The 22,368-nt window shown below is 62.6% G+C and carries 20 protein-coding genes; 7 read left to right on the top strand and 13 right to left on the bottom strand.

Translation table 11 applies throughout. From position 1 onward, the window contains the following. Positions 1–10 precede the first annotated feature (10 nt). The 7 genes from HGI46_RS00100 to HGI46_RS00070 form a co-directional block, all read right to left on the bottom strand. The gene (locus HGI46_RS00100) at positions 11–1,732 is read right to left on the bottom strand and encodes an asparagine synthetase B family protein (RefSeq protein WP_125955260.1); all 1,722 of its coding nucleotides are present in this window, start codon (positions 1,730–1,732) and stop codon (positions 11–13) included. Continuing rightward, complete coding sequence (locus HGI46_RS00095) at positions 1,729–2,406, bottom strand: lasso peptide biosynthesis B2 protein (RefSeq protein ID WP_125955261.1); 678 nt, start codon at positions 2,404–2,406, stop codon at positions 1,729–1,731. The genes HGI46_RS00100 and HGI46_RS00095 overlap by 4 nt, the downstream gene beginning before the upstream one ends. A 66-nt stretch (positions 2,407–2,472) precedes the next feature. Further along, positions 2,473–2,604: a benenodin family lasso peptide gene (locus HGI46_RS00090; RefSeq protein WP_118074434.1), complete on the bottom strand. Its 132-nt coding sequence runs from the start codon at positions 2,602–2,604 to the stop codon at positions 2,473–2,475. Between the two features lie 85 nt (positions 2,605–2,689). Further along, the gene (locus HGI46_RS00085; protein ID WP_158453964.1) at positions 2,690–3,325 is read right to left on the bottom strand and encodes a GntR family transcriptional regulator; all 636 of its coding nucleotides are present in this window, start codon (positions 3,323–3,325) and stop codon (positions 2,690–2,692) included. Then, positions 3,322–4,185: a phytanoyl-CoA dioxygenase family protein gene (locus tag HGI46_RS00080; protein ID WP_125955263.1), complete on the bottom strand. Its 864-nt coding sequence runs from the start codon at positions 4,183–4,185 to the stop codon at positions 3,322–3,324. Before HGI46_RS00080 ends, HGI46_RS00085 begins: the two co-directional genes overlap by 4 nt. Further along, positions 4,185–4,826: an acyl-homoserine-lactone synthase gene (locus tag HGI46_RS00075; RefSeq protein ID WP_125955264.1), complete on the bottom strand. Its 642-nt coding sequence runs from the start codon at positions 4,824–4,826 to the stop codon at positions 4,185–4,187. Before HGI46_RS00075 ends, HGI46_RS00080 begins: the two co-directional genes overlap by 1 nt. Positions 4,827–4,885: 59 nt before the next feature. Further along, complete coding sequence (locus HGI46_RS00070; protein WP_125955265.1) at positions 4,886–5,656, bottom strand: LuxR family transcriptional regulator; 771 nt, start codon at positions 5,654–5,656, stop codon at positions 4,886–4,888. 395 nt (positions 5,657–6,051) lie between these two features. Here HGI46_RS00070 and HGI46_RS00065 point away from each other — a divergent pair, with 395 nt between their 5' ends. Both HGI46_RS00065 and HGI46_RS00060 read left to right on the top strand, forming a co-directional pair. Beyond that, positions 6,052–6,927 (top strand): hypothetical protein, encoded by an 876-nt coding sequence (locus HGI46_RS00065; RefSeq protein WP_082013504.1) that lies wholly within the window; start codon positions 6,052–6,054, stop codon positions 6,925–6,927. 13 nt (positions 6,928–6,940) lie between these two features. Further along, positions 6,941–7,903 (top strand): HEPN domain-containing protein, encoded by a 963-nt coding sequence (locus HGI46_RS00060; RefSeq protein ID WP_240946507.1) that lies wholly within the window; start codon positions 6,941–6,943, stop codon positions 7,901–7,903. Positions 7,904–7,999: 96 nt separating this feature from the next. On the opposite strand, the gene HGI46_RS00055 is transcribed toward HGI46_RS00060, so the two are convergent. After that, entirely contained in the window at positions 8,000–8,656 is a 657-nt protein-coding gene (locus HGI46_RS00055; RefSeq protein ID WP_125955266.1) for a lytic transglycosylase domain-containing protein, read from the bottom strand. A gap of 125 nt (positions 8,657–8,781) precedes the next feature. Between HGI46_RS00055 and HGI46_RS00050 the strand changes: the two genes are divergently transcribed. From HGI46_RS00050 to HGI46_RS00035, 4 genes are all read left to right on the top strand, one after another. Continuing rightward, positions 8,782–9,678: a toprim domain-containing protein gene (locus tag HGI46_RS00050; protein WP_125955267.1), complete on the top strand. Its 897-nt coding sequence runs from the start codon at positions 8,782–8,784 to the stop codon at positions 9,676–9,678. A 75-nt stretch (positions 9,679–9,753) separates the two neighbouring features. Next, entirely contained in the window at positions 9,754–13,995 is a 4,242-nt protein-coding gene (locus HGI46_RS00045; protein ID WP_125955268.1) for a bifunctional class I SAM-dependent methyltransferase/DEAD/DEAH box helicase, read from the top strand. A gap of 53 nt (positions 13,996–14,048) precedes the next feature. Then, a complete protein-coding gene (locus tag HGI46_RS00040; protein WP_094472550.1) occupies positions 14,049–14,462 on the top strand; it encodes an MbcA/ParS/Xre antitoxin family protein in 414 nt (137 codons plus the stop codon). Then, the gene (locus HGI46_RS00035; protein WP_125955269.1) at positions 14,459–15,193 is read left to right on the top strand and encodes an RES family NAD+ phosphorylase; all 735 of its coding nucleotides are present in this window, start codon (positions 14,459–14,461) and stop codon (positions 15,191–15,193) included. The genes HGI46_RS00040 and HGI46_RS00035 overlap by 4 nt, the downstream gene beginning before the upstream one ends. Positions 15,194–15,258: 65 nt before the next feature. Here the strand turns inward: HGI46_RS00035 and HGI46_RS00030 are convergent, their stop codons facing one another. The 5 genes from HGI46_RS00030 to HGI46_RS00010 form a co-directional block, all read right to left on the bottom strand. Then, positions 15,259–15,771 (bottom strand): hypothetical protein, encoded by a 513-nt coding sequence (locus tag HGI46_RS00030; RefSeq protein WP_125955462.1) that lies wholly within the window; start codon positions 15,769–15,771, stop codon positions 15,259–15,261. Positions 15,772–15,994: 223 nt separating this feature from the next. After that, positions 15,995–17,416 carry an SAVED domain-containing protein gene (locus HGI46_RS00025; protein ID WP_206065453.1) on the bottom strand — a complete coding sequence of 474 codons (1,422 nt, stop codon included), beginning with the start codon at positions 17,414–17,416 and terminating at the stop codon, positions 15,995–15,997. A 93-nt stretch (positions 17,417–17,509) separates the two neighbouring features. After that, positions 17,510–17,872 (bottom strand): Mov34/MPN/PAD-1 family protein, encoded by a 363-nt coding sequence (locus HGI46_RS00020; protein WP_206065452.1) that lies wholly within the window; start codon positions 17,870–17,872, stop codon positions 17,510–17,512. Continuing rightward, positions 17,850–19,538 (bottom strand): ThiF family adenylyltransferase, encoded by a 1,689-nt coding sequence (locus tag HGI46_RS00015; RefSeq protein WP_168902633.1) that lies wholly within the window; start codon positions 19,536–19,538, stop codon positions 17,850–17,852. The genes HGI46_RS00020 and HGI46_RS00015 overlap by 23 nt, the downstream gene beginning before the upstream one ends. Continuing rightward, positions 19,535–20,551, bottom strand: a complete 1,017-nt coding sequence (locus HGI46_RS00010; RefSeq protein ID WP_125955273.1) for a nucleotidyltransferase — start codon at positions 20,549–20,551, stop codon at positions 19,535–19,537. The genes HGI46_RS00015 and HGI46_RS00010 overlap by 4 nt, the downstream gene beginning before the upstream one ends. Before the next feature lie 362 nt (positions 20,552–20,913). Here HGI46_RS00010 and HGI46_RS00005 point away from each other — a divergent pair. Further along, positions 20,914–22,368 (top strand): ParB/RepB/Spo0J family partition protein (locus HGI46_RS00005; RefSeq protein WP_168902632.1); only part of this gene is annotated, 1,455 nt, incomplete at its 3' end.

The raw sequence follows: 22,368 nt of genomic DNA, 5'->3' as shown, positions 1-22,368 counted from the left end.
GGTCAGCAACTCAAGGGTCGCCAAGCCATGCGCGAAGCCAGCCCTCGGTGTCGATCAGCGGCAGAAGAAGATGTGCCCGAGGATCGGCGCGCCTTGCCTTCTCCCGTAGCGCGCTCTCCACTCTGGCCAGATCAAGCAGGCCCTGGTGCGCGAGATGGCCATCGAGCAGAAACGGCATAAGCGCTTCCGCCTGCTGCTCTATCGCAGCCAGGGCATAGCCATCGAGTGCTCCTTTGCTGCGTCGATCGCGGATCAGGTCTGGCAGGCGGTTTGCAAACGCGGCACGGGCTACGGCCCGGTCCTGCCCGCCCTCGACCCAGAGCCAGCTTGGTATGCGCAAGGCAGTCTCGACGACGGGCTGGCTGAGCAGCGGAAACCATGTCGGGGCTATGGTGTGGCGAGGATAACCGTCGACGTGGGCGAGGCTGGCGAGGATGGCATGAACATGGTCCCGCTTTCCGGGCAACATGCTGCTGGTTTCCGCGAGCCAGGGGTGTGGCGGTGCATCGGGGAGGGGCACGGTATCGGCGAGATATCCGCGTGCGCGCGGCCAACTGCCCGGATCGTTTGCGCCTCGTGCCAGCTGCCAGGCCCTGCCAGCGACCGACCAGACACTGGCGTTGTGATAGCGGGCCAGCGCCTCGATGGTGCGCCAGGTGGTCCTGGCCGCCCAACCCGACCTGTTGGCGGCATCCGCTGCGGCCCCGGCAGCGTTGGGCGTTGCGAAAACGCAATCACCGCCCGCACCGCTGAAGAATGCCGTGATCGCTTGCGCCGTGCCTTCCTCTGACAGCACTGCATCGGCAGCGCCGAGGATCGCTGGCAGGCCCGGACGGGCTTCGCGGCTGCGGGCCGGGCCAACCAGGTTGGATTTTCCGACTTCGCGCAATGTGAGTGCGATGCCTGCAGCATCGGCGGCGGCCTGCGCATAGATGCGCTCATCGCTCTCTGCCGAGCCCGTCGAAAGGCTGACCGCTTGTCCCTGGCCCTCACACCTTGCCAGGGCTGCTGCGATGATCGAGGAATCAAGCCCACCCGACAGTTCGAGCAGGACCGCGCCATCGCCTGCCAGGCACCGGACAGCCTCGTCTATGATCTCGGCAAGGCGCCTGCTGGCGTCAGCGAAGTCCGCGATCTCGATATCTGTGCGCACGAACATGCCCGGGGACCAGGCCATTGTCCGCCGCGCCGGCTCCACGGCAAAATCAAGCCATTGCCCGCCCAGAAGTTCTTCGATGCCGACAAGGCCGGTCTGCGCGGTCTTGAGGTGCAGGAAAGCAAGATGGTTCGCGACAAAAGACCAGTCGATCTGGGGCCTTGCAGCGCGTGCCGCCGCAAGCTCCGGGACATGCGAGGAGATCCACAGTCTGCCGGCCACAGCGGCCGTGTAGACTGGGAGATGGCCAAGCGGCGCTCGCAGCAACCACGATGGACGCCCGCTCTTGGACATGTGCAGAGCAAGGTAGTTGCCCCAGCAATGCGCCACGAGCAGGTCGGGATGAAGATCGGCGCGCTGCAACACCGCAAGATCGCCGAAGATCTGTCCGATGATCACAGTCCTGCCGATTTGCCGCAGTTCGGTCGATGGCGAGACATGAATGGTCAGCCCTTCGAACCTTCGTGCGCGCCATGGACCGGGCAGCCGGTGAACGAGATTTTCGGCCGATCGCGAATCTGGTCGCACATCCGACTGTCCATCCAGGTCGCATGCGACGAGATAGCCTTCGGTCACAGTGCCAGTACCACGACGAAGCGGCGCACCTTGTCCAGTGGATCGGTCAGCACGAGGCTGCCCGATTGCACCCAGCAATGGGCTTCGAAGGGATGGAGTTTTACCCCGAAGACAAGATCGACCGCAAAACCCTCGCGCCTTGCCATGCGCGTATAGGCCAGCGCATCGGGGAGGCATCTTGGCCGAACCGGCGCCCAGCGTCGCGCCCGGTCGAACGCACGGGCGTGGGTCACAAGGTCACGTGTCGTACGTCCACCAGACACTGCAGGCAGGTCGATCAGCACCTGGTCGAGCGGTGCCGAGCGCAGATCCATTCTGGCGCGGATGCAGTTCCAGACGCTTGCGAGCAAATGCAGCGGTCGCAACCAACCGGCTTCGGGACCTTCCACTGCGCTCGCGGTCGGTGTCCGGATATCTGCAGCCGTCAGCCAGGGTCCTGAGCCCTGTTCTCCCTTCGTCAGCAGGCCATGTCTTACGAGTGTGCGGCAGTCGTCCTGAGACAATGGACATGGCTTGCCGCAGCGCAGGTCCAGCAGCGCTGATGCGCAAGACCCGCTCCACATCGTGTAGCGATCATGCCGGACATCGAGCACGACTGCCTTGTCGCCGATCTGCGCAACACCGACCCCGGCTGCGATCCGGCATGAGGAAAGATAGGACCCAGGCGCTGTCATGTCCGCCTCGCACAAGCACAAGGCAGGTGCGCCGGGCCAGCAAGGCCTTGCGCACCTGCCAGTGGATCAGTCGCGATCAAGGCCCGGCAGCTGCGCGAGCACACCGAACTCGATCCGGTCTCCCGGAGGGCCGAGCGTTTCGATGCTGGCGGTGCCCAGGTCTTCGACGTCCTCGACGAGATCGAACGTGCGTTCCATCGGTCTTCTCCTTTTCACCTCGCCGCGTGATTGCGGCAGGATCAGACTATGGAAGGCGCCGTTTGATCTGAAATTTATACGAATTCTATATGCCGATTGTTGGCGCGGACGGGTTCGCCGGGCGGTGCAGGGCGTGCAGGATCTCGGCAGAGCTGCGAATGCGCCGGCGGTGGTAGGCGCCCAGCAACCGTCGCAGATGATCCTTGTCGCCACTGTCCAGCGCGCATTCGATATCGCGCACTTCTGCGATGGAGCCGTCAAGCACGGCCGGTTCAATCATGCGAACGGCATGGAGGCGTGCGTTGAAGAGGGCCATGACCCGACCATGCTCGGAGTTGGCCGAAGCGCGTGCCACTCCCTCGAATGCATCGGCGACGCGTTCGGCATAAGCCGTCCGACGCTCGGCAATCCTGTCCCAGTCCACGATCGTCCATGGCCGCCAGAGGCGGAGCGCAAGGCCCAGCACTTCGTTGCTGAAAGCGTACATGTCCTTGAGCCTTGGCTCGTCGAGCGTCGGGAGGAAGAAGCCGCCCGCGCGATGGGTCACGACAAGCTGCTCTCCGCACAGCACATGCAGGGCCTCGCGCACGGGCGTGACGCTTGCACAGAGCTGTTCGCCGATGACTGCGGGATCGAGCCTGTCACCCGGCATGAATGCGCGAGACAGAATCATGGCGCGCAAGGCGTCATAGATGCGTTCTGCTATGGGGCCGGCGCTCATCCGCTTCTCCCATGGGCAAAAACACGGGCCTGCTGCACCTGGTCGGGACGCAAGGCATCGATTGCTCCCAGGGGCTCGCCCTTGTAGTCTCCGAGCAGGATCGAAGGACATTGCCCTTCGAAGTTCCCGAGGTTCGGTCGGTGCTGCACGTAACCTGCAAGTGCCGCGAGCTCGGGAGGAAATGTCCTGGCAATGTCCGGGGGGTAGGCGAGCCACGGGTTCTCGTAGGGCTTGAGCCAGCCCAGCGAATAGCCAATCACGATGCCGCGCCGCTCTTGTGCACTCGCGTTGGCGCCCGCGCCATGAAGCGTCGAGCCCAGGAAGAGCAGGGCTGATCCCGGGACAAGCTCGGGCGCGATGAAATCGTCCTGGGCCACGGCCGACAGGGCGTTGCTGCCATGGCTCTGCGGCCAGATCCGCGTGCCTCCGTTCTTTTCCGAAAAGGGAGTGAGCGGCCACATGACATTGACGAGGTATTCGCGTTTGCCGAAATCGGCCTGCCACATGTCCTGGTCGCGATGGGGCAACTGCGCAGGGGCGCCGGGATGGACCGCGATGGCCTGGGTCGTGTTGAGCTGGATGCGGTCGCACCAGGGCCCGAGAATCCGGCTCACGACATCCTGAATGACCGGATGCAGGACCAGGCACTGCGTGGCAGCGGTCCGTCGAAGAAGCCTGCCGAACCGTTTGGTCCGCTCGCCATAGAACATCCCGGTCCCGAACGGCGTGGCTGCAAAGTCGTCCAGGAGATCCTCATGGACTCGCTCGATCACGGAAACGGGCAGGGCTTCATGCAGGATCGCGTAGCCATCAGTCTGCAACTGACGGACGGCCATGCCGATCTGGTTTGCCGGTTCCATCAGTGCCACCCCTTGTGCCCGGCGGGCAGGGAGCTGGGTATGGCCCGCGCAAGATTTTCACCGTAGCCGCAATGGATCCCGGCCGCTTCGAGCAGCTGCTGTGTGTCGGCAGTGATGCCAATTTCAAGGCCGACCAGCTCCTGCCCCCCTGTCCGGATGGGCGCGCCCAGGGCCCGGCAGCTCCAGCCGAACCGTTCGATCTGCCTGAACCAGCCAAGGCCTGCGACTGCGCAGTACCGCGAAATCCCGGCGTCGATTGCATAGGTGGCAAGCGCGTGGACAAGCGCATTGCGGACGTCGCGCCGCTCACGGGCATTGAGTGACCGGTCGAGGCAGAATCGGGTGATTTCGAAGGTATCGGGTGCGCAAGGTAGGGGCCCGGCACAGAGCATCGGGAAAAGGCCCGACAGGATTCCTTGCCGTGTAGTCGGCAGGAGCCTGGCAGACGCGAGATGATCGCCGTTGTCACTGAGGATCAGGTAGCGTGCGTGCTCATCATCGAACTGGTCCATTTCGAATTGACCGGCAAGGACCGGTAGGTCCCACTTCAAGAGATCGATGAAGACCGCCTTTCGTGCGGCAAACATGGCGCGCAGCAGCGCAGCGTCCGGCTCTGTGCCGGGCGTGGTGACTTTCAACATGACGGATCGCTCCTCAACCGAACTGGTCAGCCAAGGATCAAACGGCGGTGACGTCCTCGCTACCCCCAGAAATGGGGGTATCGCCAAGGTCGGACATCCCCGAACGTGAGCGTTCCGTCATACAGGGTCAGGGTGATCAGCAATTGTCTCTTGTAGATCCCGTAGCGCTGACATGCCGTGCGAACATGCTCGGTCACCGTCTCGCGCGATATGCCCAGAATTGTCGAGATTTCCGGATCAGTCTTGCCCTGGGCCATGAGAAGCACGCAGTCGCGCTGGCGATCGGTCAGAACCGGTTTGCGCAAGGCAAGGCTATGACCTCTCTTCAGCCAGAGACGCCGCGCGGTTTCGAAGGCGAATGTCCCAGCGCAATGGGCGATGAGCGAAATCGGGGCACCTTCTCGCGGATTGCGGCATGCAAACGAGCAGGATCCGCGCGCTTCGCCCGGCACATGCGCTGGTACTGTAAAGCCACTACGCAAGCCCTGCTCTTCACCAAGAGCAAGCATTCTGTGGTCTTGGGCCGTGAGCGGAATGAGGCGACCGATGTCAGACCAGGAGAAGCCCTTTGCCGTCACGTGGCTGGCCCGATGCACCGGATCAACCATGCCCAGCGCATGGGAGTCGTAACTTTCTGCCCAGCTCTGCGGGTAATTGTGCAGCCTGATCGCTCCATCATCCTTGCTCGCAAGCTGACAATGATGGGTGAGAGCATAGTAGTCGAAGCCAAGCCTGTTGGTGACTTCGCCCAGCAGCGCATCGAGTTCGATGATCGATCCTGCGCGCTCAGACATCTCTTCCAGAAGTTCCCCAAGCGCACGAGCCGCCATGAGGTGCCATTGCGCCCACCGGCATTCTTGGCAGCCGGCCTCCAGCAGGGCGCCCTTTCTCCTGCCTATGGACCGCGATCCAACTTCTCAGGATCGGAGGCGATCCGGTTGAAACTGTCCAACCTGTATCATGGTTCAGTCCCGCTTCAATACCGTGAACTGCCAAATTCGATCAATATGTCAGAAGGTTATTTGCCTTGCAGGAAGGTGCGCTGCTTCGATTGCAGACAATACACAAGCTCGGCTAGCAGCGAGACAGGCACATGAGCGCTCGTCCGGTTTGCACTCGACCTCGCCGGATTCACGGGTTCCGCAAGCCAGCTCGGCAAAGTGCCGTAGCTTTACGGCGCTACGCCCAGGCCGAATTGGGCGATCACACATGCCGCTGGACCAGCATGGCAACAGCGCTCGCGGCATTTGCCGAGTTCGATGGACGCGTCCAATCGGAACGCCACATACTCCCCTTGCACTGGTATGTGGCGTGCCGGCTGGTCGTGGAAGGTGGCTTCGATCCTGATGATATCATTCCGCGGCCACCATTTCGTGTGGAGCGTCGTAAACGCAAGCCGCCACTGCTCTACTTCGATCCGACCCTTGGCGGATGTGGGGAAGGGACTGTTCTCGGAGGGATCAGAGCCAAGCATGTCGACGTTCTGGTTTCGCTTGCCCGGATCGGGCCTGTGCTTTCGGTGTCGTGCAAGGGCGTCACCGGGGCCTTTCGCAATCTCGGCAACCGCCTCGAGGAAATTGTCGGCGAATGCACTAATCTCCACATGGTGCATCCGGCACTGGTTATCGGACATCTGGTGCTGTTGCGCGGCAACCGAGCTACGGACCAGAACTCGGCAGCACACAACAGTGCCGCACCGGACTGGCGGCGAGGTGGCGGCAATGCCGCTTTAGCGCAGGATGGGGCGCCGGTGTCGCCAGTGCGGCGGTTTCATGATGCCCTGCAGGTTTTGGGGCGGCGCCGTGACCTCATGGATCAAGCCGGACAATGCGAGGCGGCGGCACTTGCCATGGTTGCCATGGAAGAGGAATGCCGGACAAGGTTGGTACCGGGCTTTCCAAGCGATGAGAGCGGGCTGCACTTCGACACATTCTTTGCCGCGCTATACGCCCGATATGACGAAAGGTTTGTTATCCGTTGCCCGGTGATGGCCGCGATAACCCGACGTCATTGCTGGGATCGATCATCTCCGGGGCTCCGTCTGTTCGGCTTGGATTACCAGCCGAGAGTAGCGCTGCTACCGACGAGTGACTTATCTTAGCCTTCCTGATGCCTTGTTCATTTTGCCCTTGGCACGAGAAGCAAAACCGTCGAATCTGCATTCCATGAACTCCGGCCTCGATCACCTGCCCGAAGGCAAGCGGCGCGAACTTGCACATGTGGTCGAGACCGTGCGCACGGGCTTTGCCGAAGCAATTTCCACGCGTACGCAGCCACGCTTCCGCGCAGGCAAGTTGCTCAAGATAGTCCTGTTCGGCTCCTATGCCCGTGGTGATTGGGTCGAGGACCCGGTGGGACGCTATTTCTCCGACTACGATCTTCTCGTCGTGGTGAACCACGACGATCTCACGGATATTGCCGAATTCTGGGAGGCGACCGAGAACAGGCTGCTTGCCGATCTTTCCGCTGGGACCGTCCTGCGTACACCGGTCAGCCTGATCTACCACAGCCTTGAAGACGTGAACGACAAGCTGCGGCTCGGTCGCTACTTCTTCATGGACATTCTCAAGGATGGCATTGTCCTGTTCGAAGAGCCCGGCTTTCACTTCGTCGAGCCGATGCCGTTGTCGCCTGAGCAAGCTCTCAAGGAAACACGAGACTACTTCGATGACTGGTTCAGCAGCGCGTCGAACTTCAAAGATCTAGCCGCAAATGCTCAGGCCAGTGGCATGCCGAAGGAAGCTGCGTTCCTTTTCCATCAGGCGGTCGAGAGACTTTACCATTGCCTTTTCCTCACCCGGACGCTCTGGAGTCCGAAATCCCACAATCTTAATCGTCTGCGCGACATGGCCGAGGAACTTGAGCCCTCGCTAAAGGACGTCTGGCCGCGTACCGGGCGCTTCGAAAAGCGCTGCTACGCCCTCCTGCGAGATGCTTACGTCAAAGCCCGCTATTCACCTTCATACCGGATCTCCGCCGACGAACTCACATGGATCGCCGGGCGTGTGAAAGAGTTGCAGATTTTGGTGAAGAGCACCTGCGAAGCGCGCATCGATGACCTCGCTAAAGCCGCCTGACGCCAGTTGACCGTTCCGCCGAAAGTGTACCGGCGCTGCGATCTCATCACCTAAGCTTCCGCTTCCAGTTCTGTCGCGCAAGAGGCTTCGTGGAAGCTAGAACTTCCAACTTTGCAGTACATTGCGAACATACTCCGGCGTCTCGCCATTGCGGGGAATGCCGCCTGCACGCTCAACGGCGCCGGGACCTGCATTGTATGCAGCTACCGCGAGGTGGACCACGCCAAACCTGTCGAGCATCTGCCGCAGGTATCGCGCTGCGCCGAAGATGTTGGCAATTGGATCGAAGCGATTGAAGACCCCAAGCTCTTTTGCCGTAGCGGGCATCAGCTGCCCAAGGCCCGCGGCACCCGCCGGGCTGACAGCCAAAGGGTTGTAACGAGATTCTGTCCATACGAGCGCATCAAGCAGGCCCGCAGGCAATGAGTACTTCGCCTCAGCGGCATAGATGTGAGGCAAGTAGCTCGCTCGCCGAAACCCGGATGGGGCCGGCTTGGCATTGGGTTCGTATCTGTATGGCAGGTTGACCCGGCCATCGTCCGACACTGACAGGCGCGGTGCTGGGGCGGTCTGCGCGGAACGCCAGAGCCCATGCTCGACCAGTTGGAAGCCGTTTGATGCTTCCGCAATCCGAATGCCTTCGGATGGGATCGCCGCAGCGCCGTTCGTGGCTGGCGCTGCTATGTCCTGAGCACCGGCCGGGATAGCAGAAGTGATCGCGATGCCCGCGATCAAGAGAGTTCTGATTGTCATTTCTCGATCCTTGTCTAGTCGAATCGAGTGAGAACATATAAAGAACAAGAGATGTAGGAAAACTGGAATGGCGCAAGTGCAGAGCGGAGGCTGCGCGCGGAGGGCACCTCAACCGGAGAAGGTCGATGCCCCCGTTAGACAAAGTTCATCAACTCGAACGCCGCGCCCGCACGATCGTCGAAAGCCTTCAGGGTACATGGAGTCGGGGCATAGGCATGTGCTGCTGCCCCGCGCACGACGACCGCACTCCCTCACTGAGCGTGACACTGGGCCGAAAGGCGATCCTGTTTCATTGCTTCGCGGGATGCTCGAACGAGGAGGTCATAGCGGCGCTTGACCGCCAGGGTGTTCGCAGCCGTGACCTGTTCGATGGCTCGGGTGCGGTTGCCGCTGATCGACTGGAAGAAAGGACCTTCAATTCCAACGCGCGGCGTTTGTGGCACTCGGCGACGGCGATCTCCGACGGCCCTGCCGAAGGATACCTCGCGCAGCGCGGGATCCTGCGTGCCTCTGATCAGCTCCGTTATCTCGAGCGAACGCCCCTCGGGCCGCGCGGGGCTGTCCAATTCCTGCCGGCCATGTTGGCGGCGGTCACGACTGACATTGGCATAATCGCGATCCACAGGACATTTCTCGACGCGCCGAACGCAAAGCTCGCCGGTTTCGATCGGCCAAAGCGTGCGCTGGGAAGCCTTGGCTGTGGTGCTGTCAGACTGGCCCCGCCAGCAGCGGGCCGGTTGGGTCTTGCCGAAGGTATCGAAAGCGCCCTTTCAGCGATGCAGCTGTTTGGCGTCCCTTGCTGGGCAACGCTCGGTAACGAGCGGTTCGGCCTCGTCACGATTCCAGAGAGTGTGCGCGAACTTCACCTGTTCATCGACAATGATGCAGGAGGCGAGCTCGCAGATCAGCGCGCGCGAAGGGCCTATTCACCATCAGGCCGTGTGATCCAGACGCGAGCACCAGAATCGATCGGTTTCGACTGGAACGATGAACTTAAGGCGAGGGTTGCTCGGAAAACCTGATCAGCGAGCCAGAGGGGAGGGAGCCTTCGGCTGATTGAGGTCTGCGAGACGCAGGACCTCGTCAGGAGGTTTCCCATGTCCAACTCTTCCCTCGCCTTCGCGTTCGATCCACCATCTCCGCCGCTCGTCGTGACGGCAGCCAAAGCAATGGCGTCGCAGTTTGCAGAAGGCCGCCCGATTTCGCGCAGCGACATCAACCGCATCATGACGGACCACTTCGGCGGAACCGATGCACTCGGGGCATGGTCAATCCGTGATGCTCACGCTGCGCTCGAGCTGGCGCAGGTTCAACACCTGCAAGCATCAGATCAAATCCAGCTCACGAGCCCGATCGACGAAGCCGAACAGTTCTTCTGCGGTCTCGATGCCCGAATTCCGACCCAGACCAACCGCAGCGACGAGCAGATCGAATGGCAGCAGTTCGCGACGCCGCCGCGCCTTGCCTGGCTTGCTGCCCGGGCTTGCGCGCTGGAAGTCGATGAGCTCGCGCTTGAACCCTCGGCCGGAACGGGGATGCTCGCAGTCTGGGCGGCAAAGGCTGGCGCGCGCCTTGCCCTCAACGAAATCTCGCCGCTGCGCCGCGACTGCCTGACTGCTGTGTTCCCCGCTCCCCGTGTTACTGGATACGATGCCGAGCTGATCGACGAATTGCTCGATCCGGCCATCAGCCCCAGCGTCGTGCTGATGAACCCGCCCTATTCTCACGGGATCGAGCGGGGCCACGATGGCCGCACTGGGGCGAGGCATCTGCGATCGGCCTGGAACCGTCTGGCGTCCGGGGGGCGGCTTGTCGCGATCATGCCTGAATGGTTCGACTGTGCGAAGTTCCTGGCGGGGCTGAAGGGACCGATCTCGCTGCGGCTCAATGCCGCCGTCGAACGCGCGTTCATCAGGCAGGGCACCGGCATAACCACGCGGTTGCTGGTTCTCGATAAAGTGGCAAGCTCCGACGAGCCTGTCGCGATCCGCACACACGACTTTCGCCAGCTGACCGATCTTGTCGATGCTATCCCGCCTCGCGCCAGCCTGGAGGCTGTTCCCGAGCAATCGCGCCTCCCGCTTCGTGCGCCGTTCCTCCTGGTGGCCGCGCCGCGCAGGCCGCTGCCTACACCAGCGAGGATCACTCCTTCAGCCTCCGCCATCGGGTCGCTTACCTACCAGTCACTTGAAACCCCTGCGCCGGTCGCCCCTCAGGTCGGCCACTATCTGCCCTATCGCCCGAGCAGGATCGTCATCGATGGCGCGGCCGGGCATCCGACGCCGCTCGTCGAGTCCGTCGCCATGGGGTCGATTTCGGCACCCAAGCCAGACGCGGTGCCGCAGCTGCCTGACGGGCTTATCGCCAAGGGACTGTTGTCGGCTGCTCAGGCAGAGACACTCATCTATGCCGCGAGCGCTCACGCCCGCGATCTTCCCGGCCGGTTCGAGCCCGAGGACAAGGGCTGCTCGCTCAAGGCGTCGGCGGAAGGTCACGTCTACCGGCAAGGCTATTTTCTCGGGGACGGGACAGGCGCTGGCAAAGGCCGCCAGGTCGCGAGCGTCATTCTCGATCGCTGGGTGCGCGGTGAGCGCCGCCATATCTGGATTTCGAAGAACGAGGCGCTACTGGAAGATGCCCGGCGCGACTGGGCTGCGCTTGGCGGCATCCCGATCGACGTCCAGCCGCTGGCGTCCTGGAAGCTGGGCACCCCCATCGCCATGCGCGACGGGATACTCTTCGTCACCTATCCGACCCTCCGTTCGGGCCGAAACGACGCAACGCGCCTTGACCAGATACTCGCCTGGGCCGGTGAAGATTTCGATGGCGTGATCGTGTTCGATGAAGCGCACGCCATGGCCAACGCCGCTGGCGGCGAGGGATCGCGGGGCAAGGTCAAAGGATCGGAGCAGGGCATTGCCGGGGTGCGCCTGCAGAACCTCCTGCCCCGGGCAAGGGTGCTTTACGCCTCGGCCACAGGCGCATCCGACGTCAACAACCTGGCCTATGCGACGCGCCTCGGGCTCTGGGGGCCGGAGACCGCGTTTGCCAATCGTGAGGCCTTCGTTGCCGATATTCGCGATGGCGGAATTGCAGCCATGGAACTGGTCGCGCGCGATCTCAAATCGCTCGGCCTCTACACGGCCCGGGCCCTTTCGTTCGCCGGTGTCGAGTATGAAATCCTCGAGCATTGCCTGACCGAGGATCAGATCGCGGTCTACGATGCCTATGCCGAGGCCTGGGCCATCATCCACGCTAACCTGCGCGAAGCGCTGGAGGCCACGCGCATCGTCGACAGCGAAACCGGCGGGACGCTCAACTCGGGTGCCAAGTCCGCAGCGCTGTCGATCTTCGAGGGAACCAAGCAGCGCTTCTTCGCGCAGCTGCTTCTGTCGATGAAGCTCCCCAGCTTGCTGCCCGCGATCGACACGGCGATTGGCGAAGGACAGGCAGTGGTCGTGCAGCTGGTCTCGACGGCAGAGGCCATGCTCGATCGGCGGCTTGCCGACCTGTCTGAAGATGAGCGCGAAGCTCTCGAGATCGATCTCTCCCCGCGGGAATATGTCATCGACTATCTCGCCAAGAGCTTCCCCGTCCGCCTAATGGCGGTGTTCACCGACGAAAACGGCAATCCTCGCTCCGAGCCGATGAGTGACGAGGATGGCGCACCTGTGCTTTGCCGCTCAGCGCTGGCCGCGCGCGATCGGATGATCGAGCAGCTCTGCGCCTTGCCGCCCATCGCCACAGCCCTCGATGCCATCATCGAACGCTTCGGCGTTGACCAGGTAGCGGAAGTCACCGGTCGCACACGTCGGCTCATCGTCGGCTTCGATGGTCGTCAGAAACTTCAATCGCGCTCGCCGCGAGCCAATGTCGCCGAGACCCAGGCCTTCATGGACGGCGCCAAGCGCATCTTGGTGTTCTCCGATGCCGGAGGAACGGGGCGCAGCTACCATGCCGATCTGGCCGCGAAGAACCAGGCCCGCCGCGTCCACTTCCTGCTCGAGCCGGGCTGGCGAGCTGACGCCGCAATCCAGGGGCTCGGGCGGACCAATCGCACCAATCAGGCATCGGCCCCGCTGTTCAGGCCGGTGACCACCGATGTGCGCGGCGAGCGCCGCTTCATCTCGACGATCGCTCGGCGCCTCGACAGCCTCGGCGCTCTGACCCGCGGACAGCGCCAGACCGGTGGCCAGAACCTGTTCGATCCCGCCGACAATCTCGAAAGCATCTACGCCAAGGAGGCGCTCCATCGCTGGTTCGGCCTCTTGTTCACCGGCAAGCTCGAAGCGGTCAGCCTCGGGCGCTTCCAGGAGCTGACAGGCCTGCGGATCGAGGCGCCTGACGGGTCGATGGTCGATGATCTGCCGTCGATCCAGCGCTGGCTCAACCGCATCCTGGCGCTTCCCATAGCCTTGCAGAACGCGATCTTCGATGAGTTCATGGGGCTGGTCGAAGCGCGTATCGATGCCGCCCGGCAGGCTGGCACGCTCGATCTCGGCCTCGAGACGATTGCAGTCGAGGACTTCACTGTCCTGTCGGACACGCTGCTGCGCACCGATCCGGCATCGGGCGCGACGACCCATCTCCTCGAACTGGAAATCGCCAGAGCTTTGAAGCCGCTTACGCTTAAGCGGCTCGAGGAGATCCACGGCCTCACCGGGCCACGGCAGCGACCGGTTCGGAACGCCCGCTCTGGTCGGGTCGCCTTGCTGGTGCCCGCCCGAAGCATCCTTGCCGATGACGGTACGCGCGTGACCCGCTTTGAATTGCTTCGCCCCCTCAAGCGCAGCCACATCACCGCGGATCAGTTGGGTGAGAGCAGCTGGGAGGATATCTCCCTCGACGATTTTCAAAACTCCTGGGCGACCGAGGTCGAAGAAGCCCGTTCCAGCCACAAGCGCGAGCGCCTCTATCTTGCGACGGGCCTCCTGCTTCCGGTCTGGGACAAGCTCCCTTCGGATTTCGTGAGGGTCAGTCGCATCTCGGCGGCGGATGGCCGTTCGCTCCTCGGCCGGGAGGTTCCCGTCCACTGCGTGCCCGAACTGTGCCGGGCGATGGGTCTGGAACGGGAACAAACGCTCTCTGCTGATGAAATTGTTCAGACCGTCCTGGCGACGGGCCGGTCCATGGAATTTGCGGGCCGCGAGCAGCTCATGGTCAAGCGCAGTCTGGTCAATGGCTCACAGCGAATTGAGCTTACGGGATGGAGCTCTGTTCGGCTCGACTGGTACAAGGCCCAAGGCTGCTTCACCGAGATCATCCGCTACCAGACCCGGCTTTTCGTGCCGATAGAAGGCGCAGCGAGCGTGATTGCCAGACTGGCATCATCGGCATAGTTCCTTGCCAAATGGCATTATCTTGAATATATGCTGCCATATGGAGAACTGCCATGTTGGCTCTGCAACCCGTTGATACTGCCGTTACCGCCTTCCGTCCCGATCCGATTACGCAGGACGAGGCAGCTGCCATGTTCCGGGCAGTCCTCAATCTGTTTGGCAAATGGGAGTTGACCGACGAGCAGGCTGCAACGCTGCTCGACATGCCAGTGCGCTCCTATCGGCGATGGAAGGCGGAAGGGCCCGGGCGCGTATCGCGTGACGGTCGTGCGCGCCTGTCCAACCTCATGGGGATCCACAAGGCGCTCCGGATCATCTTCTCCGAAGCGACCCGCGGGTATTCTTGGATCAGAGCAGCGAATGAAGCGTTCGGCGGAGCCAGTGCGCTCGACGTGATGCTGGGAGGCGAGCTGACCGACATCATGCGGGTGCGTCGCTACCTCGACGCCGAGCGCGGTGGCTGGTGAGCGAAGCACCAGAAATCCCCGTTTCTAGAGTTGAGTGGAAGGGCGCTGTCAGGATCATCCGCAGCGCCTTTCCGCCAATCGACCTGTTCGAGGACATCGCCGATCCCGCGGACTGGCCGCTGCTGATCTCGGCAGAGCAGAAAACCAATCCACGCATCATGGCGACGATTGGCAATCTCGACCTCGTTCCGGTCGACCGACGCGTCGGCGGTAACGGAGCCTCCCACCTCATGGCGCCATTCACCCACGTTAGCACCGATAGACCGAGCCGCTTTACCGATGGGAGCTACGGTGTGCTCTACGTTGGGGACCGTTTTGAGACCGCACTGTTCGAGACGATTTACCATCACGCCCGCTTCATGGCCCGAACGCACGAAGCGCCTGGCTGGACGTCGCAATTCCGGGAGATCGTCATGTCGGTCGATGCAGACCTGCATGATTTGCGAGTTCCGGCAGGGGAGCCAGTTCCGGCGCTCGATCCCGACAGTTATGTCGCATCTCAAGCGCTCGCGTGGCACCTCAGGGACGCGGGATCGGACGGGATTGCTTATCCGAGCATCCGGCATCACGGAGGAGAATGCGTGGCGCTCTTCTACCCTGACTGCGCATCAAATCCGCTCCAGGGGCGGCACCTGGACTATCACTGGGATGGCGCGCGGGTTGATCTGGTCCGTGATGCGGGATCCGGCGCTGTCTTCCGGATTGTCGATTTGCCGCCCCATCCCGCCTGACCGAACGAGCCGGGTTTCCAGGCAAGTGTTGTAGGATATCCGAGCGCAGTGAACCGCCTGCAGGCTCATGCCCGCGAACCAGCCTTCACGAGTTCATGAAGGGCTTTGTCCGGCGAAACTGGTCCCTTGTACAGCGGGCTACACGGTGTCTCCGCGAGCTTGGCGGAAATCGCCAGAAGGTCGTCGTCATCACCCTTCTCATAGGCATAGGCAGCCAGCCAGAATTCGGCCTGCTTAACGAACTCATTGAGGATGCCAACAACGCTCCGATTCACAGTCTTTGCGTAGCGGACCTGGTCCATTCGCCAGACTTCTTGCGCGATGAATTCGCTTGGGGCGCCGTACTCTTTCAGGACAAGCGCCAGCTGCGCCGGGAAGCGTCGAGCAAGCGTGGCCGCTGGAGCCAGCGGCATTAGCACGGGAAGAAGCGTGCGCTCAGAAACCAGCAAAGCTAATTGCGGCCTCCAGAACAGGGCGGTGGCGTACCAGTTGCCCAGCGCCGTGTCGCTTTGCCCAGGCACAGCGACTTCCGGTTTGATCCGATCGAGTAGCTTCTTGGTGCAATGGAGGTGGAACATCAGGGCGGACGATAGTTTTCGGCGCTCAGTGAGTCCATCGACGCTAATAGCCTTGCCATGGGCATGGCAATCTCCGCAACCGTAGCGGTTGCTTAGCCACATTTTTTGGGTCGTGTGAAACCTTCCCGTCTTTCATTCGAACCTCCGTCCCCGTGCGTTCGCAGCGGACCGAGTGGGCAAGCGAGCTTATGGCATGGGTCAAGATCTCGTCCGCCACTCCTGATCACAAGAGCGCAGTTGGCTCATAGTGCCTTTCGCTCGTCACATATTCGTGCAGCTGGGTGGGCGGCATCGCGTTCCAGCGGTGGCCAAGCGCGACGGCGAAGGCTGCGGGGCCGGCCAGATAGAGGCGTATTTGTCGTGCACCGAGCCGCGCGACCGCCGCATCTACCGTCTGCTTAACTAGCGAAGCACTCGCCTGCGCCGCTCTCCCCGAGGCTATCGCCTCTGGTAAATGAAGGCCTAGCACCGCGTCCGCCGCAATTCCCGCTGAGGCATCAAGGTCGGCAGACGGGTCGCGCAGTACCCCGACCGTGACGATGAGAGCGTCGCCTTCCAATCGAGAGGGCTGATGGATACACCACGGTGGAGCAGGCTCGCCAGTCGTAGGGCGATCGTCAGTCGACCAGCTGCCAGCGCGTGTCTGGATTTCAAGCTCGAAACCATGAGCGGACCGTAACGACCAGCCGACCGCTAACGCTGTGTTGAGCCGGTAGGAACCACTCAACGCGACTCTCGACATAGTATGTGCGCGCAGCCATCGCGCCGTGCGGTCAAGCGGACCAAGCAGCTGCTCGGCCCAGATGTCCGGGGGCGGGAAGCCGGCATCGCCGCCCGAGAACTGGCTCGCGTCCAATTCCAGCGCGGTCTCATCGGCTTCGTTGCGATCGGATCGGATGTGGAGCGCACAAGTTTGCCCGAGTGGAAGCGGCTTGCCCAACGTCTGCTCCATCGCTCTTCTTAGTTCTGAACGGCCGAGCGGGGTGCCAAGCGAACGGCGTGCGAGGGAGGATAGCACCTCGAACGTATCGGCAACTTTGCGGGACGGTGCTTCCAGTGCTGGGAAGGCCTGGTCGAGCGCGGCGCCGAAGGTGGCGAGCGCAGTGGCGGCGTCGGGCAGGCTGCGCTCACTCACTTCGACCGCGGACGCTACGAATTCACCGAGTTCCAGGCCATAAGTTTCGACAAGACTATCGCGTAGTGCCGCATCGCTCGCCGCCATGATGTCCGCGAAAGGCGCATAGAAGGGACGTGCCCGGCGTACGCGAAGCGGGTCCCGAGCGAGCCAAGCGAGTGTTGGCGGTAACCGCGGCGTGACCAACGCGTGGATGCGCGTCGCGTTTGGAAACCGCTCTTCGAAGCCGTGGAAGGTCTTGAGTACGTCGCGGACCTCGCCTGGCGAAAGCGCGCCGGCCTTAGCCTGATAGCGTTCGAGCAGACGGTGGCGGGGAGACTGGGGTGCGAAGAAGCGGGCTTCCAGATCTTCAAGTCCTTCGAAGATTATTTCCTCGAAGGCCGGGTTGGCGAGCCATGCGGGTAACCGCGCGAGGCCGTCCCAAAGCTGATAGTCGAAACCGCCTTGGGCGATCACGCCCCCCATGCCGCGGGCATCGGTCAGGGCCGGCGCGGGAGGTTTATCAGACAACATCCATCTCCAGTTTGGCCTCGAACTCATTGCCCTGCGGATCAAACACCCAGCTGGCCGCAGAAAGTGTGCCGCCGTCAAGCCGAACGATCATTAGCACCGCGAAGCTGCCGGCGAAGCGGGCATCACCCACCAGCGCCGCATCGTCGCGAGGTCTGTGCCGCTCGGATACACCGCGAAGCTCGGATGGCTGTGCCATTCGCCAATGTAATTGTAGCGTGTGTAGCGATGCTTGGTGCGATCGAAAAAGTGCATCGCATCGCGTGCGGCCTGCAGCAGATCGACCATAAAGCGCGCGAAGCTCCCGCGACGCGCCTGGATGGTGAGCTCGGTCACGTCGAAGTCGGACGGCGCAAGCTGCTCACCGAACAGCTGTCCGCCGATCTCGCGCTTGCCGGCCTTCTCCAGCGCCGCGACGAGCCTGGCGGTCTGATCAACCGGCAGCCTTAGCCGCATCGAGCCATTCCTTGAATAAATCGAGTGCGAAGGCCCGGGCCTCGGCATCCTCTCCGCTGATGCCCGGACACCGTTCGCCGACGCTCAGCCGGATCGTGTGACCATGGCCGTCGAACAGCCAGTGCCTGCTGTAACCGAGAAGGAGCCAAGCGGAGTCCGACGGAGCGGGCGCTCCGTCGACTATGTCTAGGATGACGCGCGCCGCATGCCCGGCGGTCATGGTGACTGCGGCATCGTCCGCAACGATCGGCGCACCGTCGCCGGCGAGCATCTCGTAGCGCCGGGGACCGGGCTCTGGCGGGGCCACGCCTTGCTCATCACACCAGGCAAGAAAGGTCGCCCGCCCATTAACGAACGGCGGATCTCGATCGGGCAGCGCCGTCGCCACAAGCGCGCCAAGCCCGCCCTCGAAGACCTCGACCGACACGAACGGGCGCTCGTTCGCGTCGGCAAGAGCACCGAGGAAGAGCGCAGTTGCCGGATCGCCGGTGGCGTCGACGATGACACTGCAGTCGGCAACGGCCTCGACCTGCCAAGCGTGTGATTTGGCCGAACGCTGCCAGTTGAGATTGTTGTCGACCACGCGGATGTCGGCGCCGGGCGCGATGGCAAGAAGGCGGCGCTTGAGGCCATTGACTTTGCGGAACCCTACGTCGCGCCACTCGAGCGCGTGCCGCTCGAGATTGTCGGGGAGGAGTACGTCGCCGTCGATTAGCGTCAGGAGGCCGAGGCCGGATCGGACCAGAGATTCGGCGAGCTTGGAACCGATAGAACCTGCGCCAACGATCGCGACGCGCTTGCACTCAGCCGCTGTCGATCTCGCGGACCGCGCACCGCTCTCGTCCGGAAGCACAAGAACCCGGCGACGGTGTGTGGCGCCATCCGCCATCAGGTGGAACCCGGCAATGTCCGCCTCGCCCGTGAAGAGAATGATGGCAGCGTTCGTTTCGAGGGCCAAGTTGGCCATGTCCGACGGCAGGTCGGCGGCTGCCACCAACGCGGCCCGATCTGGCACCCCTGCGGGCGCAGACCGGGTAGAGACAAATACCGGAATATCGAAGCGCCAGTTGTGGATGTCTGCGCCTGGCGGCCGGCGAAGCAAGAGCCGGTCCTCGGCGTCATGGACGAGAATCGGCCAGACTTCGTCAGCCGCCATCCAGCGCAGTCCCACCAAGTCCAAGGCGATTCCCGCTTCGATCCGCTCGGCGCACCGTTGGCCGATCAGGACGGGATTGAGGCCCCAGTCATAGGCCTGGACCTGTCCAATCCGATGATCCGAAGGCGCGCGTTCGCCGCCTTCGCCCAGCGGGTCCTCGGTCACGAGCAAATTGTGTGCGCTACGTAGCACATCCGCCCCGGTCGCTTCTGCCGTCCAATTGTCCGGTCGCAGCTCAAGGCAGAGCACGCCCTTGCCATATTGATGAGTGGACCAGCGCGCCTCATCCTGCGGCTCGACCCAGGGTGGGACCTGCGGAAACTGGTCAGGATAGATCAGCCGGACCGGATAGCGCCGGCCGTGAGCCGAGATGATGGCTTCGGCAGCGAACCGCGCGTCGTCGAACTTCCATCGGGTGAACTCCAGCCAGTCCTCGTCGCGCGCCAGCGCTTCGACCGCCGCGCGCTCGGCAGCGAGCCGGGCAGAGTTGGTGAGCCACCAGAACCTCAAGCGAAGCCGCGCGGCTTGGTAGGAGGCGCAGCCATCGCATTGGGGAAGGTGTATCCGGCGGCCACCGGTACCGCTGCGGCGAACCCGCCATAGGTCGAGGCCTTGGCCGGCGTCGCAGTGGCCTTGAAGCGATCGCCGAACACCCGGCGCCATTGCCGTGTTGCTTCCTCGATATCGTCGGCGTCCTGCGCCCGGCGGGCGATGCCGGCATAGACCCGAACCTTCTCGATGAATTCAGTCCACTGGGCGACCGACACCTTTCCCAAGATGTCGTTCGAGCCATCCGCGGGGTCGGCGATGAATGGCTTTTGGCCAATCGAGGTATGATAGCCATAGGCGTCGTAGATATTCTCAAGCAGTTGAGCGAATGCCTCGCCGTAATGCGTCTCGCCGGTGGGCGCGTGCAGCCCGACGAGCACTTCGAGGACGAAACCCTTGGGGCGCCGACCGGTTAGCGGGTTGATTCGACGCCACCATTTGAACAGCTTCACGAGCGGCTTGAACCGGCCACCGAACCGCGTGTTCTGCGCCGAACTCCAGCTCGTGTGGACCGGGGGATTGGTAAACTTCCAAGTGCCCGTGTCGCGGTCGGGGATCATGTAGCCGTTCCATGTCGATGCGACCGGAACGATGTCCATCTCCGCCTGCCAGGTCTCGACCCGCACAGAGCGTTTATTTATTCGCTCGACCTCATAGCCGTCGCCGCCGTCTTCGAGGGCCTTACAGACCTCCTTCAGCACCGTGTCGGGATGGTCGTCGGTCGAAAAGTTCGTCACGATGATGATGTCGACATCAGGCCGCTCTTGACCATTCGACGTCGAGCGCGGGCGGATGGCAGAGTCGCGGGCATAGCTTCCTGAAAGGAAGCTGGTCACATATCGGTCCTTGAACTTCGCCTGCGTGCGCAGATGGTCGCGGATGCCGGTATGTCCGCCGGACGCCCGCGTTTTGGTTGTCGTGCTCGGCTCAATATCCTGCAGCAGTTCGATGAATCGTGTATTCGGAACGGGCATGGATCCCCCCAAGGTGTTCCCTATTCGTTTCAATATGGGAGTGCTCCTTCGGTCGCGCAAGATGCACGGTTCAAACTTGGTGGAAAGTTGTGGTGCACAATGGGGTAGAAGTTGCGGCTCAAGATTCTGATTTGCGGCATCGCCCGACGGAGCAGTCGCGCATCGGCGAAATTAGGTCAGCTGAACGATTGGCGCGAACAACATAAAATGCTCCAGAGCCCGCAATCATGATCATTCGTCATTGCCCGCTGCCATCGGCAGGTTTGCTGCGAACGTATTAAGAGTGGAGTGGGCTTTGCCCTGATCGAGCCAGTTGGGCGTCGAAGGTCGATGCACAAGGCTCTCAGTCAGGAGTGTGTCCCATGATCAAGTCGATCCCGCTGAACAAACTCGTCCAGTCTCCCCGCAATGTCCGTCGTCACAGCGATCCGGCGGCAGATGCCGAACTCAAAGCCAGCATTGCAGCGCATGGATTGCTGCAGAACCTGATCGTCCGCCCCGCTGCCAAGGGCAAATTCGAGGTCGAAGCTGGGGAGCGTCGTCGCCGCGCGATGCTTGCGCTCGCAGACGAAAAGATCTTCGCCCGCGATCACGAAGTCATGTGCTTGGTCGTCGAAGACAGCGCCGAAGCCGCCGTCGAGACCAGCCTCGCCGAGAATTTCCACCGCCTCGCCATGAACCCAGCCGATGAAGCCCAAGCTTTTGCCGCGCTTGTCGCATGCGGCGCGACCGTCGAAGACGTTGCGCGCCGTTTCGGCCTGACGGTCCGCTTTGTCGAGGGACGTCTGCGCCTCTCGACGCTTGCGCCCGTCGTATTCGAGGCACTGGCCTCCGGCCAAATCACGCTCGACATCGCCAAGGCCTTTGGTGCGACTTCCGACCAGGAAATCCAGGCCCGCGTTTTCGAGCAGGTCTCCTCGGGCTATTATGCGCCTAACCCCGACAGTGTCCGGCGTATGGTCCTGTCCGGGACGGTACGAGGCAGCGATCCGCGCGCCCGGCTCGTTGGCCGCGACGCCTACATCGCTGCAGGCGGCCGGATCGAGCGCGAACTGTTCGATGACGACGACAGCGAATCCTGGGTCGATGTTGCGCTGCTCGAAAGCCTTGCCGCCGCGAAGATGGAAGAGCAGGCCAAAGCCCTCGCCGCCGAGCAGGGTCTCGCCTGGGTCAAGCCGACGCTCGATCCCTATGCCAGCCACGACCTGGTCGAAGGGCTGGTCCGGCTTCCTGCCGAACCAGCGCCATTGACCGAAGCCGAATTGGCAAGGCTCGACGAACTCGATGCCTCCTATGACGAACATGCGGCGATCCTCGAGGATCAGGACAGTGCCGAGGAGGCTGTGGCTGCGGCCGAAGCGGCAATCGAGGCCATCGAACGCGAGTGCCAGGAAATCCGGGCCCGCCCGCCCGTCATCGCGACCGAACTCAAGGCCGAGGCGGGGATGGTCCTGGTGCTCTCGCGCGATGGCACGCCGGTTCTCCAGCCGGTGTTTTACGGCGAGCGTCAGGCTGAACCCGTCGGAGCCGACGGTGGGATCGAAGTCGTTACGGGCGATGAAGGTTCGGATAAGCGCCGGACCACCTTGTCCAAGCGCCTGGTCGACGAGCTCGCCATGCAGCGCCGCGATGTGCTGGCGCTGCACGTTGCATCCGATCCTGGTCTGGCGCTCGACATCATGGTCTTCACGCTTGCCGATGCCGACACCCACGACTGGCGGGCGCGCCCTTCGACCACGCTGCGCGCGCCTGTTCCAGCAGGCCCGATCATCGGCTTCGAAGCCAAGGATGCGCCGGCGAGCAGCGCGCTTGCTGAG

This window comes from Novosphingobium sp. ERW19 (assembly GCF_012641315.1).
Lineage (GTDB): Bacteria > Pseudomonadota > Alphaproteobacteria > Sphingomonadales > Sphingomonadaceae > Novosphingobium.
This window is presented reverse-complemented; position numbering and strand designations above follow the sequence as displayed.